The following is a 17,203-nucleotide window of genomic DNA, read 5'->3' on the forward strand; positions in this document are numbered from 1 at the left end:
CCGGAAAATCGAAAAAGGATGGGAAAGTCTATGGAAAATTTCACGGAGCAAAAACGACCACTCGGCCTGTATGACCCCCAGTTCGAGCACGATGCCTGCGGCATCGGCGCGGTGGTGGACATCAAGGGCCGCAAGAGCCACCAGACCGTCAGCGATGCACTGTCCATCGTGGAGCGCCTTGAGCACCGCGCTGGCAAGGACGCCGAGGGCAAGACCGGCGACGGCGTCGGCATCATGCTGCAGATCAGCCACCGCTTCTTCACGAAGGTGGCCGACGAGCTGAACATCAGCCTCGGCAACGAGCGCGAATACGGCGTGGGTATGTTCTTCTTCCCCCAGAACGAGCATCTGCGGGCGCAGGCCATGAAGCTGTTCGAGCTTGTGACCCGCAAAGAGGGCCTTGAGTTTCTGGCATGGCGCGCCGTGCCCGTAGACCCCGACGCCGTGGGTCAGAAAGCCCGTGACTGTATGCCCTCCATCTGGCAGTGCTTCATCAAAAAGCCCGCCAAGGTGAGCAAGGGCATCGACTTCGACCGCAAGCTCTACATCGTCCGCCGGGTCTTTGAGCAGGCCAGCAACGGCACCTATGTGCCCAGCCTGTCCAGCCGCACCATCGTGTACAAGGGGATGTTCCTCGTCCACGACCTGCGCCTGTTCTACCTCGACTTGCAGGACGAGGATTACGAGTCCGCCATCGGCATGGTGCACAGCCGCTTCTCCACCAACACCAACCCCAGCTGGATGCGCGCCCACCCCAACCGCTTCATCCTCCACAACGGCGAGATCAACACCATCAAGGGCAACACCGACGCCATGCTGGCCCGCGAGGAGACCATCTCCTCCCCCATCATGAAGGAGGACATGAACAAGATCCTGCCCATCATCAACACCTCCGGCTCGGACTCCGCCATGCTGGACAACGCCCTCGAGTTCATGGTGATGAACGGCATGGATCTGCCGCTGGCCGTCATGATCACGATTCCCGAGCCGTGGGAGAACAACAAGAACATCAGCCAGAAAAAGCGGGATTTCTACCAGTATTACGCCACCATGCTGGAGCCGTGGGACGGCCCGGCGGCCATCCTCTTCTCCGACGGCGACGTGGTGGGCGCGGTGCTGGACCGCAACGGCCTGCGTCCCAGCCGGTACTACATCACCAAGGATGGTCGGATGATCCTTTCCTCCGAGGTGGGCGTGCTGCCCTGTGAGCCGGAGAACATTCTGGTGAAGGATCGTCTCCGCCCCGGCAAGATGCTGCTTGTGGACACCCTCAAGGGCGAGGTCGTGGACGACGAAAAGCTGAAGGAGTACTACGCCAGCCGCGAACCTTACGGCGAGTGGATCGACCGCAACCTCGTCCAGCTGAAAGACCTCAAGATCCCCAATGTCAAGACCCCCAGCTATACCGGCGACGACCTGCTGCGTCTGCAGAAGGTGTTCGGCTACAAGTACGAGGACATCAGCACCCTCATCCTGCCGATGGCGCGTCAGGGCGCAGAGCCTTCCGGCGCAATGGGCACCGATACCCCTCTGGCCGTCCTCAGCGGCCAGCACCCCCCGCTCTTCAACTACTTCAAGCAGCGGTTCGCACAGGTGACGAACCCGCCCATCGACGCCATCCGTGAGAAGGTCGTCACCTCCACCAGCGTCTATGTGGGCGCACACGGCAACCTGCTGGAGGATAAGCCCGAGAACTGCAAGGTGCTCAAGGTCCACAACCCCATCCTCACCTCCACCGACCTTCTCCGCATCAAGTACATGAATGTGCCGGGCTTCAAGGTGTCCACCGTCTCCATCAACTACTACAAGAACACCAGCCTCGAAAAAGCCATCGACCGCGTCTTCCTTGAGGTGGACCGTGCCTACAAAGAGGGCGCGAACATCATCATCCTGTCCGACCGGGACATCGACGAGTACCATGTCGCCATCCCCAGCCTGCTGGCGGTGTCGGCTGTGTCCCAGTACCTCATCCGCACCAAGAAGAGCACCGCACTGGCCCTCATCCTCGAGAGCGCCGAGCCGCACGAGGTGCACCACTTCGCCGCCCTGCTGGGCTATGGTGCCTGCGCCGTCAACCCCTATCTGGCCCATGAGACCATCGGCCAGCTCATCGACGACGGCCTGCTGGACAAGGACTATTACGCCGCCGTGGACGACTACAACAAGGCTGTGCTGGGCGGCATCGTGAAGATCGCCTCCAAGATGGGCATTTCCACCATCCAGAGCTACCAGAGCAGCCAGATCTTTGAGGCCGTCGGCATCTCCAAGGATGTCATCGACAAGTACTTCACCGGCACGGTCAGCCGCGTGGGCGGCATCGGCCTCGAGGACATTCAGGCAGACGTGGAGGCCCTCCACAACGCCGCCTTCGACCCGCTGGGCCTCGACATCAATATGCAGCTGGAGGACGGCGGTGCCCACAAATTCCGCAGCGGCAAGGAAGAGCACCTGTTCAACCCTCAGACCATCCACCTGTTCCAGAAGGCCTGCTTCACCGGCGACTACGACACCTTCAAGCAGTTCACCCACACTGTGGACAACATGGGCAGGAACGGCATCCATCTGCGCAGCCTGCTGGACTTCAACTACGCCCCCGATGGCGGCATCCCGCTGGACGAGGTGGAGCCGGTCAGCTCCATCGTCAAGCGGTTCAAGGCTGCAGCCATGAGCTACGGCGCACTGAGCAGCGAGGCCCACAAGACCATCGCCATCGCCCTGAACCGCCTCGGCGGCCGGAGCAACACCGGCGAGGGCGGCGAGCCGGAAGAGCGCTATCACAGCGAGAGCAATTCCAAGATCAAGCAGGTGGCCTCTGCCCGCTTTGGCGTCACCAGCAAATACCTCGTCTCCGCCGAGGAGATCCAGATCAAGCTGGCACAGGGCGCAAAGCCCGGCGAGGGCGGCAACCTGCCCGGCGCGAAGGTGTATCCGTGGATCGCCAAGACCCGCCACAGCACCACCGGCGTGGGCCTCATCTCTCCCCCGCCCCACCACGACATCTACTCCATCGAGGACCTTGCAGAGCTGATCTATGACCTCAAAAACGCCAACCGTCACGCAAACATCAACGTCAAGCTGGTGAGCGAGGCCGGTGTCGGTACCATCGCAGCCGGTGTGGCCAAGGGCGGCGCACAGGTCATCCTCGTCTCGGGCTATGACGGCGGCACCGGCGCTGCGCCCCGCAACTCCATCAAGGACGCTGGTCTGCCTTGGGAGCTGGGCATCGCCGAGACCCACCAGACCCTGATCCTGAACGGCCTGCGCACCCGCGTGCGCATCGAGAGTGACTCCAAGCTCCTCTCCGGCCGGGATGTCGCCATCAGCTGTATGCTGGGTGCGGAGGAATTCGGCTTCGGCACCTCCCTGCTGATGACCATGGGCTGCGTGATGATGCGTGTCTGCAACCTCGACACCTGCCCCATGGGCATCTGCACCCAGAACCCCGAGCTGCGCAAGCATTTCCGCGGCAAGCCCGAATACATCATCAACTACCTGACCTTCGTGGCGCAGGAGCTGCGGGAGTACATGGCAAAGCTGGGCATCCGCACCATCGACGAGCTGGTGGGCCGCACCGACCTGCTCCACGTCAAGCCCGCCCCTGCCGGAAGCCGTCTGGCCAAGATGGACCTCGACTGCATCCTGCACAACCCCGCCATCGTCAACAGCAACGTCCACTTCCAGAAAGAGGACACCTATGACTTCCATCTGGAAGACACGCTGGACATGAAGGTGCTGATGAAGAAGTTCAAGCTGTCCAGCAAGACCCCCCAGAGCGTCAAGCTGGAGGTCTCCAACACCGACCGCGCCTTTGGTGCTATCTTCGGCAGCGAGATCACCCGCAAGTATGGCAGCGACCTGCCGGATGACGTCTACACCGTCCACTGCACCGGCGCAGGCGGCCAGAGCTTCGGCGCGTTCATTCCCAAGGGCCTGACCCTTGAGCTGACCGGCGACTGCAACGACTACATGGGCAAGGGTCTGTCCGGCGGCAAGCTCATCGTCCGCCCGCCCGAGGGCATCACCTTCAAGCCCGAGGACAACATCATCATCGGCAACGTGGCCCTCTACGGTGCCACCAGCGGCAAGACCTTCGTCTCCGGCGTGGCCGGTGAGCGCTTCTGTGTCCGCAACTCGGGCGCTGTGGCCGTCGTCGAGGGCGTGGGCGACCACGGCTGCGAGTACATGACCGGCGGCACCGTCGTCGTTCTGGGTCGGACCGGCAAGAACTTCGCGGCCGGTATGACCGGCGGCATCGCCTATGTGCTGGACGAAAACTGGGACTTCTACCAGCGGGTGAATAAGGAGACCGTCAGCCTCGAGCCGGTGGAGCACAAATACGATGTCGCCACCCTGAAGGAGCTGATCCGGGAGCACGTCGAGCTGACCGGCTCGCCCCGCGGCAAGGAGATCCTGGACAACTTCAGCGAGTTCCTGCCCAAGTTCAAGAAAGTTCTCCCCTACGACTACGACCATATGCTGCGGGTCATCGCCTCCATGGAGGAGCGGGGTCTCGACGGCGAGCAGGCGCAGATCGAAGCATTCTACGCCGTGCAGAAGAAGAAGTAAGGAGGGGAACATCATGGCAAAACTCACTGGTTTTATGGATTACGCGCGCAAGACCAGCACGGATGTTCCGCCGCTGGAGCGCATCGAGAATTTCAACGAATTTCACATCTGGCTCTCCCGGGAGGAGCAGCAGACGCAGGCGGCACGCTGCATGGACTGCGGCGTCCCCTTCTGTCAGGCCGGCATGATGATCGGCGGCATGGCCTCCGGCTGCCCCCTGAACAACCTCATCCCGGAGTGGAACGACCTCGTGTATCAGGGCAAGTGGGAGCTGGCACTCCGCCGTCTGCGGGCCACCAACCGTTTCCCGGAGTTCACGAGCCGGGTCTGCCCGGCTCTCTGCGAAGCCGCCTGCACCTGCGGCGATGTGACCGGCAGCAGCGTCACCGTCCGGGAGAACGAGCACGCCATCGTAGAGACGGGCTACGCCAAGGGCTGGCTCCACGCCGCCCCGCCCCCGGCCCGCACCGGCAAGAGCGTGGCCGTCATCGGCAGCGGCCCCTCGGGCCTGTCGGTGGCCGAGTACCTCAACATCCGCGGCCACGCCGTCACCGTTTTTGAGCGGGCCGACCGGGTGGGCGGTCTGCTGATGTACGGCATCCCCAACATGAAGCTGGACAAATCCGTCATCGAGCGCCGCATCAAGATCATGCAGGCCGAAGGCGTGGAGTTCCGCACCAACATGGACGTGGGCGGGGCCGTGGATGCCGCCGAGCTGCTCAAGAGCTACGACGCCATCGTCCTCTGCTGCGGCGCAAAGAAGGCCCGGGACCTGAACGTCCCCGGCCGGGATGCCCGGGGCGTCCATCTCGCGGTGGACTACCTCACCAGCGTGACCAAGAGCCTGCTGGACAGCAGCTTTGCCGACGGCAAGGCCATCAGCGCCGCAGGTAAGAATGTCCTCGTCATCGGCGGCGGCGACACCGGCAACGACTGTCAGGGCACGGCCCTGCGGCAGGGCTGCACCGACCTGATGGCGCTGGAGATGATGCCCCAGCCCCCGAAGGAGCGTGCGGCGAACAACCCGTGGCCCGAGTGGCCCCGGGTGCTGAAGGTGGACTACGGCCAGACCGAGTGCCTCGCCAAGTTCGGCAAGGACCCCCGCGTTTACCAGACCACCGTGAAGGAGTTCCTGAAGGACGAGGCCGGAAATCTGACCGGCGCGGTCATCTCCTATCTGAAGCCCCAGCGCGACCCCGACACCGGCCGCACCAGCATGGTGCCCACCGGCGAGGAGTTCACCTACGACTGCCAGCTGGCTTTCATCGCCGCCGGTTTCGTGGGCTGTGAGGACTATGTCGCTGAGGCATTCGGCGTGGAGCGGAACGCCCGGGGCAATGTGGCCGACCAGAGCTTCCGCACCAATGTGGATAAAGTCTTCGTCTGCGGCGATATGCGCCGGGGCCAGAGCCTCATCGTCTGGGGTCTGCGAGAGGGCCGCGACTGTGCCGCCGAGGTAGACCGCTATCTGATGGGTTACACCAACCTGTGACCCCCCTACTTCTGACATTCTCTTTCCTATCCTAAACAGAAACGGGAGCTTTCCTTTGCAGGAGGCTCCCGTTTCTGTTTCTCCAGTTTCCTGATTTCACAAAATTTTCACAGTCAGTGTGTTCTATCTGCTTGCAAAAGATACCCCTAAGTGGTAAAATCAAATCATCGGGAGGCTTACCCCCGCAGGGTACGTCCTCCTGCATTGAACTACCCAGAAAGGAGCTATCTGCTATGACTGATGCTGAAAAGAAGCCCTGCTGCGCCGCTGCGCCTGCCGAAAAGGACACTGCCCCCTCCTGCTGCCGCCACAAGGACCGCACTCCCGAGGAGTACCGTGCCCTCGTCAACCGACTGAGCCGCATCGAGGGTCAGGTGCGCGGGATCCGCGCAATGGTGGAAAAGGACGTTTACTGCACCGATATTCTGGTGCAGGTAGCGGCGGTGAACGCTGCACTGAACGGCTTTTCGAAGGAGCTGCTGGGCCAGCACGTCCGCACCTGCGTGGCTGACGACCTGCGGAATGACAGCAGTGAAAAGCTGGACGAGCTGCTGACCCTGCTGCCCAAGCTCATGAAATGACCCCATTCCGGGCATCTTATGCAGCGGAAAGGAATCTACAATGGAACAATACAATGTCACGGGCATGAGCTGCGCGGCCTGCTCTGCCCGGGTGGAAAAGGCCGTAAAGAAGGTGCCGGGCGTCACGAGCTGCTCGGTGAGCCTGCTGACCAACTCTATGGGCGTGGAGGGCACTGCCTCCCCTGCCGCCATCATCTCGGCGGTGCAGGAGGCAGGCTATGGTGCAAGCCCCAAGTCGGACGCCGCCCATAAGGCACCGGACACCAATGCCGACCTCGACGCACTGGCCGACCACGAGACCCCCAAGCTCAAACGCCGTCTCATCGCCTCGCTGGGCTTCCTGCTGGTGCTGATGTACTTCTCGATGGGCCACATGATGTGGGGCTGGCCCCTGCCTCACTGGTTCGACGGCAACCACATCGCCATGGGCCTTGTCCAGCTGATCCTGGCTGGCATCGTCATGGTCATCAACCAGAAGTTTTTCATCAGCGGCTTCAAAGGCCTCATCCACGGTGCCCCCAACATGGATACGCTGGTGGCCCTCGGCTCCATGGCAAGCTATGTGTGGAGCACCTACGCCCTCTTTGCAATGACCGACGCCCAGCTCCACGGCAATGATGCGCTGGTCATGCACTATATGATGGAGTTCTACTTCGAGTCGGCCGCCATGATATTGACCCTCATCACGGTGGGCAAGATGCTGGAAGCACGCTCCAAGGGCAAGACCACCGACGCCCTCAAGAGCCTGATGAAGCTGGCTCCCAAGACCGCCACGCTGGTACGGGACGGCGCGGAAGTGACCGTCTCCATCGCCGACGTGCAGAAGGGCGACATCTTCGTCGTCCGCCCCGGCGAGAACATCCCTGTGGACGGCTTGGTGCTGGAGGGTGTCAGCGCCGTGAACGAGAGCGCCCTGACCGGCGAGAGCATCCCGGTGGATAAGGCCGCAGGCGACAGGGTCAGCGCCGCTACCACCAATCAGTCGGGCTTCCTCCGCTGCGAGGCTACCCGCGTGGGCGAGGACACTACCCTGTCCCAGATCATCAAGATGGTCAGCGATGCCGCCGCCACCAAGGCTCCCATCGCCAAGATCGCCGACACCGTATCGGGCTACTTTGTCCCGGCGGTCATCTCCATCGCCGTCCTCACCACCATCGTCTGGCTCCTGCTGGGCCGTGAGCTGGGCTATGCGCTGGCCCGGGGCATTTCTGTATTGGTCATCAGCTGCCCCTGCGCGCTGGGTCTTGCGACCCCCGTGGCCATCATGGTAGGCAACGGCCTCGGCGCAAAGAACGGCATCCTCTTCAAGACCGCCGCCTCGCTGGAAGCCACAGGCCGCACTCAGATCGTGGCGCTGGACAAGACCGGCACCATCACCGAGGGTGCGCCCCGGGTCACTGACCTGCTGCCCGCCGAGGGCGTCTCTGAGACCGAGCTGCTGACGCTGGCCGCCGCACTGGAAAGCCGCAGCGAGCATCCGCTGGCCAAGGCCGTTCTGGCCTGCTCCGAGGCAAAGGACATCACGCCTCCGACGGTCACAGACTTTGCGGCCCTGCCGGGCAACGGTCTGGCCGCAAAGCTGGACGGCGTGGACATCTTCGGCGGCAGCGCATCCTTTATCCAGTCGAAACTTTCCCTGCCTGCCGCACTGACACAACAGGCCGAACAGCTGGCCGCTGAGGGCAAGACGCCCCTCTTCTTCGGCGGCGCAGGCCATCTGCTGGGCGTCATTGCCGTGGCCGACACCATTAAGGAGGACAGCCCCGAGGCCATCCGGCAGCTCCAGAATATGGGCATCCGGGTGGTGATGCTCACCGGCGACAACCAGCGCACCGCCGACGCCATTGGCCGACAGGCGGGCGTGGACGAGGTCATCGCGGGCGTCCTGCCCGACGGCAAGGAGGCTGTCATCCGCCAGCTTCAGTCCAGCGGCAAGGTAGCCATGGTAGGCGACGGCATCAACGACGCCCCCGCCCTGACCCGTGCTGACACCGGCATCGCCATCGGCGCAGGCACCGATGTGGCCATCGACGCTGCCGATGTCGTCCTGATGAACTCCAGACTCTCGGATGTGCCCGCCGCCATCCGCCTCAGCCGCGCTGCCCTGCGGAACATCCACGAGAACCTGTTCTGGGCGTTTATCTACAACATCATCGGCATCCCGCTGGCAGCGGGTCTGTTCATCCCCTTCGGCCTGACGCTGAACCCCATGTTCGGTGCTGCCGCTATGAGCCTGTCCAGCTTCTGCGTCGTGAGCAACGCCCTGCGGCTGAACCTGTTCGACCTGCACAGCACCGAGCACGACCACAAAAAAGCTTCCCCCGCAGCTGTTTCTGCACAGCCTGCGGCAGAAAATAATACGCCATCGGACACCGAAGCGCCCGATGGCAAAATGGAGGACGATCCCATGAAAAAGACCCTGAATGTTGAAGGCATGATGTGCTGCCACTGTGAGGCCCGTGTGAAAAAGGCTCTTGAGGCCATCCCCGGCGTCTCTGAAGCCGTGGCAAGTCACACCGACGGCACCGCCGTCGTCACCTTGACCGAGGATGTGGCCGACGACGTGCTCAAGAATGCAGTCGAGGCACAGGACTATAAAGTCACCGGCATCCAGTAAGCCATAAGACGCCAAAAAAGCCAGCGCACAAGTCGTGCACTGGCTTTTTTGTTATGTTTCAGATCACGGAGTCAGACGGTTGGGGCCGCGGAACAGGAACTCGGCGTCCTTGATGCTCAGGCCGCAGAGCAGCATGGTCAGGCGGTCGATGCCCAAACCGAAGCCGCCGTGCGGGGGGCAGCCATACTGGAAGAACTCCAGATAGAACTTGACGTCGTCGGCCAGACCCTTTTCCTCTGCCTGCTTCTTCAGCACCTCATAGCGGTGCTCACGCTGTGCGCCGGTGGTGATCTCCACGCCGCGCCAGATGAGGTCATAGCCCTGCGGCACGCCGTTCTCGTCGCGCATATGGTAGAATGCACGCTTCTCGGCGGAGTAGTCGGTGATGAACAGGAACTCGTGGCCGTAGTGCTTCTTGACCCAGTCGTAGCTCAGGCGCTCGGCCTCGGTGGTCAGGTCGCCCTTCTCGGACTCATCGACGGTGTAGCCGAACTCCTCTTCCAGAGCCTTGTACAGGTCGGCCAGCTTGACCACGGGGAACGGAGTGGTGGGGACGACGACTTCCTGACCAAACAGCTCCTTGATCTGGTCGCCGTACTGCTCCTTGACGGCCTTGAGGCCGGCAGTCAGCAGCTCCTCCTCCATCTTCATGACGTCCTTGTAGGAGGTGATGTAGCTGAACTCGAGGTCAAAGCCGGAGAACTCGGTGGAGTGCTTGTTGGTGTAGCTCTTCTCAGCGCGGAAGACAGGGCCGGTCTCGAAGATGCGTTCGAAGCCGGCAGCCATCGCCATCTGCTTGTAGAACTGAGGGCTTTGGGCCAGATAGGCGTTGCGGTCGAAGTAGTCCACCTTGAACACCTCAGAGCCGCTCTCGCTGGCGGCAGCGATGAGCTTCGGGGTGTGGATCTCGATGAAGTTACGCTCGAGCAGGAACTGGCGCATGGCGTTGACGAAGCAGCTCTGTGCCTTGAACATCAGCTGATTCTCGTCAGTGCGCAGGTCGATCCAGCGGTAGTCGATGCGCTGGTCGATGCTGGAACGCTCCACAGCCTTCTTTTTCTTGGTGGCTGCGATCTCCTTGCGGACGATGGGCAGTGCGTCGGCGATGCTCTCGATCTCGATGGCCGAGGGGATCATCTCAATGCCGCCCATCTTGACATAGTCGTTCTCCACCACCTTGCCGGTGACGGTGATGACCGAGTCCGGGGTCAGCTTGTCGATGGTATCCACCAGCTCGGGGTGATCCTCTTTCTCGACGGTGATCTGAAGCTTGCCGGTAATATCCTTCAGCACGATGAAGGCCATATACTTGCTGTTGCGCAGGTTCTCGATAAAGCCCTGCACCTTGACCGTGCTGCCAATTTCCTTTTGTACCTCATTGATATAGGTGCGTTCCATGGAAATCCTCCTTCTGTGTCTTGTATACTGTTTTATTATACGCTTTTCGAGGGATAAATCAAGAGAAAGGACGAATCACTTTTCTTCCTCGTGCAGCGTCCCGGTGCCGCCCTCCACCACGCCGTCGTGGTCGGCCACGGCCCTGATGGTGCCGAAAAAGCATCTGACATCCAGCCAGAAGCTCATATGCTCCACATACCAGCCATCAAGCTTGGCCTTTTCCGTGATCTCCAGCTCGTCCCGGCCATGGATCTGCGCCCAGCCGGTCAGACCGGGGCGGACATCATTCGCCCCGTACTTGTCCCGCTCGGCCAGCAGGTCGTACTGATTCCAGAGCGCCGGACGCGGGCCGATGACGGCCATATCGCCCACGAGGATGTTCCACAGCTGGGGCAGCTCGTCCAGACTGGTCTTGCGCAGGAAGCGGCCCACCCGGGTGATATACTGCTCCGGGTCGTGGAGCAGATGGGTGGGCATATCGTGGGGGGTGTCGATGCGCATGGTGCGGAACTTGAGGATGTTGAAATAGCTCTTATGGATGCCCACCCGCTTCTGCCGGAAGAAAATCGGCCCCGGTGAGTCCAGCTTGATGGCAAGGCAAAGCAGAAGCAGCAGCGGCGACAGCACCAGCAGCCCGCAGGCCGACAGCACCACGGCCAGCAGCCGCTTGATTCCTTTCTGATACATGATGATTCTCCCCTTATACACTAGAATATTCTTATTATATACCATTTCCCCCTGCCCAAACAAGCCCCGCGCCCTCCTTTCCGGCGAAAATGCCGGTTTTGTTGTATCGTTCTGACGGTTTTCTCTCTTGCTCTGCCGGGCTGGAGGGCGTACCATACTGGTAGAGGCCAAAAAGCGGTTTTCCTCAGCATTGCGCACCGTCCGGGCGGTCTTCTGACCCGCCGCCCGGCGCGCCCCGCTTCCGAAAACAACTTCTGACTGAGAGGAACACGCTGTTTATGATAAAGCGTTTTGTGTTCGGGACTCCCTTCCCTACTGAGAGCGTGGTGCTGAACCTGCCCGTCGAGACCGGCCCTGTCCCCTTTCTGACGCCGGATGGCGACGGCTGGACATACACCATGCAGGAAAAGGACATCGTCTACGGTCTGGGCGAGATGCCCCGCGGCCTCAACAAACGAGGCTGGCATTACGAGACTAACAATACCGACGAGAGCGAGCATGAGGAATAAAAAAATTGAGCTACACAGCCAATTCCTTGGTGTGTAACTCAATAATAGGGGCTGCCCTGCGGCACGGCACGACGAAAAGCTCTTGACAAATGCCGCCGAAAGAGTTACACTATTTGCGTTGTGAAGAACATATGGGCCTATAGCTCAGCTGGGAGAGCGTTCGGTTCGCATCCGAGAGGTCAAGGGTTCGAATCCCTCTAGGTCCACCAATTTGCCGCATCGTTTTGTACGATGCGGCGTTTTTTATGCCTAAAAAACTTTGGCAGACCGTGCCGGGCTCCGAACCCTGAAGTCGGATGCGAACCGGGCGGGGTCATCAATGTACTTTTTGAAAATTCATCGGTTTCACGCTTCTTTCTTTGCATTTTGCAGAGTTCTGCGGGCAAGTGCATCGCTTTTATGCCCCCTTTTCGGAAATTTCTTCAAAAATCTCCGCACCATCGTAGGTTGATACAGCCTTGAGCTGTTCCACTTGATTGAAGCTGGCGTTCAGCGTAATCGAGATCTCATAGTCTTTTCGGACGCGAATCTCCTTAATGAACTGCTGCAAAATGGCGCGGCGTTCATTGTGGTTGGCGGTGTCGTAAACATCCGCCCATGTAAACAGCTCGTTGCAGATGTAGTTGCTACGCTTTGTTGTTTTGGTGGCTTCTTCGTATTCTTCCTGTGCCTGCACGAGCTACTTTTCCAGGGTTTCCAGTGCATCTTTTGCTTCGACCACCAGTGTGCCGAGCAGACCTCGATGCCCTGCTTCGTGAACCATTCCACGATAAAGGGCGTTTCATCATCACGGCGACCGAGACGGTCAAACATGAACACCAGCAGGATGTCAAACTTGCCCTCCATCGCAGCCTGTTGAATTTTCTGGAGTTCGTCACGCTCTTTGGCAGATTTTTGAAGCCGGAAACGCCTTTTTCGGAAAATTCCTTGACGATCTCCCAGCCCTGACTTTCTGCAAAGTTGCGGCAGGCTTCTTTCTGCATGGGGATGTCATCCTTTTCGACCTGTCCTTTGGTCGAAACACGGTATAATGTATAAACGCGTTTTTTCATTGCATTCTCACTTTCTTTTGGCGAGAAAAGCAAAATCAAACGGATATTGTCCATATCAGGTTTTCAAGGTTCAGTTCGATTTTATCTTATCTCACGCAGTTAAGGAACACAAGGATGTCAGGCGGCGGTGTGCCCTGCCGTGCGCAGGATGGTGGTTTGCAGCAGCTTCTGAATTGCATCCAGACAGTCCGTATCCGCAGACGCATAGGTGATCTTGACCTTGCAGCCATTAACGATATACGAATCCTGCGACACAGGAATCACATTCATATTGGTCATATCTAGCCCTTCTTTCAAAAGTAGCGATAGCGCGATATAATTATGTAATAAGAGGCACCCGCAGCTTGCAGGTGCCTCTTGGCAGAGAAAATATGTTTTAGAACTTCATCGGCAGAGCGTCCTTGCGGCCTTTGCCGTTGTAAGCCATGTAGATGGGAAAAACGTATTTCTTCCATCCGGGCAGCTTTGCAGGGTTATCCCTGCCAACACGGTAAATCTCCATAGGATGGACGCTGCCAAGCGCACGAACCAGCCGTTCCTCGCTGAACTCGCCGTGATACAGTTCCACAAAGTGCATCATACCTCGCAGGACAGCTGCACGGAACGAATCAGGCTTCTGCTTTGCCCTTGCAATGTCGCGTTCGAACATCTGAATGGTGTCCCGCACCAATGCCGTTTCCGGACAAATTCGTTGGAAGCAGATTTGTTCGGAACGGACTCTTGCAGCCGATGTGCAAAGTCATGAAACATATAAAATAGGAAAAGCGTCAAACATCATCTTGGCCAGCGCTCTTTTCTGGACATGAGTGGCGCGAATGGTACATGAGGATGCGTCTGGTACCAGTAAGCTGTGGTAGCGACATCATCCTGACGTTCAAAAAGACCTCCGTGACTGGCACCAATCTGCTGCAGAGTTACCTTAAGGTCCTTCTCAAAAAGGATAGGATCAAGAAGGTGCCAGCGGTAGAAGCTGCGTTGTGGCATCTGATCATCATTGTGGTAATCATTATGAAGGAAGGTATCGTGGCTAGAGTAGTAAGGATAGCCAAGATACGGAGTACAGTACTGATTTTCAACGGTTTGGCCATTTTGCTGTGTTGCAAAGCTCCAGGCACCGCCGAAGTAATCTTCTGTTCCGGTTCCGCAAATGGTTGGATAATCCTTGTCTCCATCGATGTAGAATTTCATCTCACCTTCTCCGTACCAGTAGCGTTCGAGGCTGGTAAGCGCAAGATAAGTTCCAACGTACTGGCCTTTCCCTTTGATGTTGTCGAGGACAACGTAGTCTTTTGCCTTTTCCGTTATGCGCTGACGACGCCACTGGGCATGGAAATAGGCAGCATCCTCCGGAACCGTTGTCAGGCAATAGTCGATCTGATAAAAGAAGGCCGGAATCGGCTCATCACACTGATTTTCAATGGTAATACGGGCGTTTTTACGGAACGGCATCGGGAAATAGCTGTTGAAACCACGGGTCGGATTGACAGCAATCGGGACTGAGTTTACCTGGTAGGAAACACCGAAGCCGCAGCAGAAGAAATCGCCAAGCGGGCATTCAACGGATGGGAATTCTTCATCGTCCCAGTACATGCGCAGAACAAGATCCCGCAGAACATAACGGTTACGTTCACTGGTACGGTCTGTAACGGTGATCCAGATGTGCTGAATCATGCCTTCTCCCTGGATCTCACCAAGTGTTACGGTCTCTCCTGCTTCTATTTTCGGGATACACGGGGAACCTTTTCTGGACGGACCAAGATCGCTGGATGCCATGCCGCCTTTTCCTTTTTCTCCGTTCCGGTTTTCCCAGTTGATGGAACGGGACTGTCCGTTTTTCAGCCGGAAAATATTCTGTAAACCACAATCAAACATCATATATTCCTCCTACTCACAAATGAGCAACTGTCTTTTATGTTGAATTGAATTCATTCAAACAATTTCGCTTAACAGGTACAGTCTCCACCCATGTTCTAGTTGATTCCTTGAAGGGAATTGCTTGCAAAGTTGTTATTATTGTACACTTTTATTTGTATAAAAGCAATGTGCTACTGCCATAAATCTTTAGCACCACACTCATGAATGCATAGCAGTACATGGACTGTGGTGTAGACATCATACTTTGAGAACATAATCGGCCCTTCTTCGCGTACTTTGCGCGCAGTTCATTCACGACCTGCTGATAGCTGGCCTGACCGCTGCCAATGCGATCAAGGTTGCTGCGTGTATCTTTGCTGATGGTCATGCCCTCAATGGCAAAGGTTCCATACACATTGCGGAGGTCGCTCTTGTGCTGGGCAGGGGTAGTGTACTTGACACTCATGGTCGGGCCTCCTTTTAATCCACATGATACTATATAAAGTTTATCGTGTATGTGTACGCTTGTCAATCTATAACTTGTTGTCAAATGTAAAAAGCTCATATTCCATTCATCGAGAGCAGAGGTTGCGCTTTTACGGTACATCGTATTTTATTACGAATCGGGATGTGATACATCTGAACCCCATGCGAGTACTATCTCAAGGGCCTGTAGCTCACTTGTCCGCCAACCATATTACGCCCCAAACAGCTTCATCTTGAAAATCAGCGGCTTGGAGACCATATTTGTGACCAAGAAAGGTAGTTTGAATGGCAGAATATTCTATATAGACGACTATACGTTGATTTTTCTTTTCTCGCAGTGCATAAGGTGTGCACAAAAGCGATATTGCTGGGAGAGCGTTCGGTTCGCATCCGAAAGGTCGAGGGTTCGACTCCCTTCGAATCCATAAAACGCCGTATCGTGTTAAACGATACGGCGTTTCTTTTTGTCTTTCTTTGCAAAATCGTGCATCATTCGTCTTAACAGCGCAAAATCGCGTGTGCAGCATTTTTAGGCACAATGCTTATGGTTTCACCTGCTGTTTTGTCTAAAACGACGATTCCGGCATTTATGGTGCTATAACCACCCGTCACCCCCCTGCCGCAAAGGCGCTGAAGGGCAAAAAGGTGAATACCATCGCCAGCGTCAAAAGGGCACTGACAAGGCGTGTTCGTTTTGAAAATCGTTGTTTCATGGGGTGCTCCTTTCTGTTCGCAAAGTGTTCCCCGCAGATTTTGCGGGGCGAAACCATGTTTTTGACCCTGCGGGGGTCATCCGGTCTGCGCGGTAGAGGGCAGAATGGTCATTCTGCCGTCCACCGCCGCATCCAGCATCTCGTGCTCCCGGAAATATTCCATCAGGATATCCTGACAGGAGGTCGCCACGCTGCGGGGCTTCTGGAGCTTGCAGATGGTATCGTAGGAGATGTTGAAAAAGCTCTCGATGTTTTTGAAGTGGTAGTTCTGCAAGCCCACGGTAAACAGGGCATCGTCGCTGATCTCCTTGCCCACCTCCTTGCCGCAGTAGGTAAAGTAATCAAAGTCGCCCTTGGCGCGGTCGTAGCGCAGCCGCAGGGTGGAGGGCAGCTGGTAGAACTCGGTGTGGCCGGTGTAGGCCTCCTCCCGCAGCATATAGTGGAGCATCTGGCGCAGCTGCTGGCCTGTCACCTTGAACATGAACACGCCGTCATCGTAGGGGAAGCCCTCGATGAGGTCGCCGTAGGTGACAATGGGGCCCAGCTTTTCGGCCCGGATGCTGCCGGAGCCGATGAGCATAATATCGATGCCAAGGCTGCGGGTGAAGATGTCCGCAAACAGGTTGCCCAGCTCGGTCTCCCGGGTGCGCTCCGGGTGGGTCAGCTCCCGGCGGAAGCGCGCCACGATGTGGCTGTACTTTTCGTCCACCTGACTGGTGAAGCGGTGCAGCACCTGCTCCATGGCGGGGTTGCGGGGGCAGGTCTCGGCGGTGATGGACACCGTGTGCCATGTGTAGGAATCGATGCAGTTGTTGTCGGTGTCCACAATGATGTCAAAGCGCCCGATCTGGTCGGTGCCGGTGCCCGCCTGCGCAATGACCACGCCGTTTTCCTCCACCGCGTGCTCTGGCAGGGTGTGGCTGTGCCCGCCGATGATCAGGTCCACCCCCCAGGCCGGGTCTAGCTGGCGGGCCAGATGGCGATCCTCCTCAAAGCCGATGTGGGTTAGCAGCACAGTAAAGTCGATGTCGATGCTGTTGTGGGCGTTGCAGATCTTGCCCACCTCGGCGGCAGCTGCGGCGGTGTCCACAAAGGACCCCACCAGAGATTCGGACTTGGTCTGGTTGATGACGTCCTGGGTGATGATGCCGATGAAGAGGATGCAGACAATATTATTTAAAACTGGTATCCTCCATTTTCACTGTGAAGGATACTTTTTTGTTATCGCAATTTTCAGAAATAGTGCCT

At 58.0% G+C, this 17,203-nt stretch carries 13 protein-coding genes, 1 tRNA gene and 1 pseudogene; 6 read left to right on the forward strand and 9 right to left on the reverse strand.

The annotated features are described in order from the left end of the window. Window positions 1-30: 30 nt before the first annotated feature. From gltB to LKD23_RS01385, 4 genes are all read left to right on the forward strand, one after another. Window positions 31-4,566 (forward strand): glutamate synthase large subunit, encoded by a 4,536-nt coding sequence (gene gltB / locus LKD23_RS01370; protein WP_227620015.1) that lies wholly within the window; start codon window positions 31-33, stop codon window positions 4,564-4,566. Window positions 4,567-4,579: 13 nt separating this feature from the next. Then, window positions 4,580-6,058: a glutamate synthase subunit beta gene (locus tag LKD23_RS01375; protein ID WP_227620016.1), complete on the forward strand. Its 1,479-nt coding sequence runs from the start codon at window positions 4,580-4,582 to the stop codon at window positions 6,056-6,058. A 233-nt stretch (window positions 6,059-6,291) separates the two neighbouring features. Then, window positions 6,292-6,639: a metal-sensing transcriptional repressor gene (locus LKD23_RS01380; protein ID WP_227620017.1), complete on the forward strand. Its 348-nt coding sequence runs from the start codon at window positions 6,292-6,294 to the stop codon at window positions 6,637-6,639. Between the two features lie 40 nt (window positions 6,640-6,679). Continuing rightward, complete coding sequence (locus tag LKD23_RS01385) at window positions 6,680-9,256, forward strand: heavy metal translocating P-type ATPase (RefSeq protein WP_227620018.1); 2,577 nt, start codon at window positions 6,680-6,682, stop codon at window positions 9,254-9,256. A 63-nt stretch (window positions 9,257-9,319) separates the two neighbouring features. Here LKD23_RS01385 and aspS read toward each other — a convergent pair whose 3' ends face one another. Together aspS and LKD23_RS01395 are read right to left on the reverse strand one after the other, a co-directional pair. Beyond that, window positions 9,320-10,654 (reverse strand): aspartate--tRNA(Asn) ligase, encoded by a 1,335-nt coding sequence (aspS, locus tag LKD23_RS01390; protein WP_227620019.1) that lies wholly within the window; start codon window positions 10,652-10,654, stop codon window positions 9,320-9,322. A 75-nt stretch (window positions 10,655-10,729) separates the two neighbouring features. Continuing rightward, window positions 10,730-11,341 (reverse strand): sugar transferase, encoded by a 612-nt coding sequence (locus LKD23_RS01395; protein WP_227620020.1) that lies wholly within the window; start codon window positions 11,339-11,341, stop codon window positions 10,730-10,732. Window positions 11,342-11,619: 278 nt separating this feature from the next. On the opposite strand from LKD23_RS01395, the gene LKD23_RS01400 reads away from it, so the two are divergent. Together LKD23_RS01400 and LKD23_RS01405 are read left to right on the forward strand one after the other, a co-directional pair. Next, the gene (locus LKD23_RS01400) at window positions 11,620-11,850 is read left to right on the forward strand and encodes a hypothetical protein (protein ID WP_227620021.1); all 231 of its coding nucleotides are present in this window, start codon (window positions 11,620-11,622) and stop codon (window positions 11,848-11,850) included. A 133-nt stretch (window positions 11,851-11,983) separates the two neighbouring features. Continuing rightward, window positions 11,984-12,059 (forward strand) — tRNA-Ala (locus LKD23_RS01405). Window positions 12,060-12,247: 188 nt separating this feature from the next. Here the strand turns inward: LKD23_RS01405 and LKD23_RS01410 are convergent. The 7 genes and pseudogenes from LKD23_RS01410 to LKD23_RS12930 form a co-directional block, all read right to left on the reverse strand. After that, window positions 12,248-12,526 carry a hypothetical protein gene (locus tag LKD23_RS01410; protein WP_227620080.1) on the reverse strand — a complete coding sequence of 93 codons (279 nt, stop codon included), beginning with the start codon at window positions 12,524-12,526 and terminating at the stop codon, window positions 12,248-12,250. Window positions 12,527-12,576: 50 nt separating this feature from the next. Further along, window positions 12,577-12,902: pseudogene (locus LKD23_RS01415) on the reverse strand (recombinase family protein); the annotation flags it as partial. 117 nt (window positions 12,903-13,019) lie between these two features. Then, entirely contained in the window at window positions 13,020-13,181 is a 162-nt protein-coding gene (locus LKD23_RS01420) for a hypothetical protein (RefSeq protein ID WP_227620022.1), read from the reverse strand. A gap of 97 nt (window positions 13,182-13,278) precedes the next feature. Beyond that, window positions 13,279-13,551 carry a DUF6551 family protein gene (locus LKD23_RS01425; protein ID WP_227620023.1) on the reverse strand — a complete coding sequence of 91 codons (273 nt, stop codon included), beginning with the start codon at window positions 13,549-13,551 and terminating at the stop codon, window positions 13,279-13,281. 125 nt (window positions 13,552-13,676) lie between these two features. After that, window positions 13,677-14,777 (reverse strand): glycoside hydrolase family 172 protein, encoded by a 1,101-nt coding sequence (locus LKD23_RS01430; protein WP_341474293.1) that lies wholly within the window; start codon window positions 14,775-14,777, stop codon window positions 13,677-13,679. A gap of 148 nt (window positions 14,778-14,925) precedes the next feature. Beyond that, window positions 14,926-15,222 (reverse strand): antitoxin VbhA family protein, encoded by a 297-nt coding sequence (locus tag LKD23_RS01435; protein ID WP_227620024.1) that lies wholly within the window; start codon window positions 15,220-15,222, stop codon window positions 14,926-14,928. A gap of 809 nt (window positions 15,223-16,031) precedes the next feature. Continuing rightward, the gene (locus LKD23_RS12930; protein ID WP_227620025.1) at window positions 16,032-17,057 is read right to left on the reverse strand and encodes a 5'-nucleotidase C-terminal domain-containing protein; all 1,026 of its coding nucleotides are present in this window, start codon (window positions 17,055-17,057) and stop codon (window positions 16,032-16,034) included. Between the last annotated feature and the right edge of the window lie 146 nt (window positions 17,058-17,203).

It is taken from the genome of Faecalibacterium butyricigenerans (assembly GCF_020687345.1).
GTDB classification, from domain to species: domain Bacteria; phylum Bacillota; class Clostridia; order Oscillospirales; family Ruminococcaceae; genus Faecalibacterium; species Faecalibacterium butyricigenerans.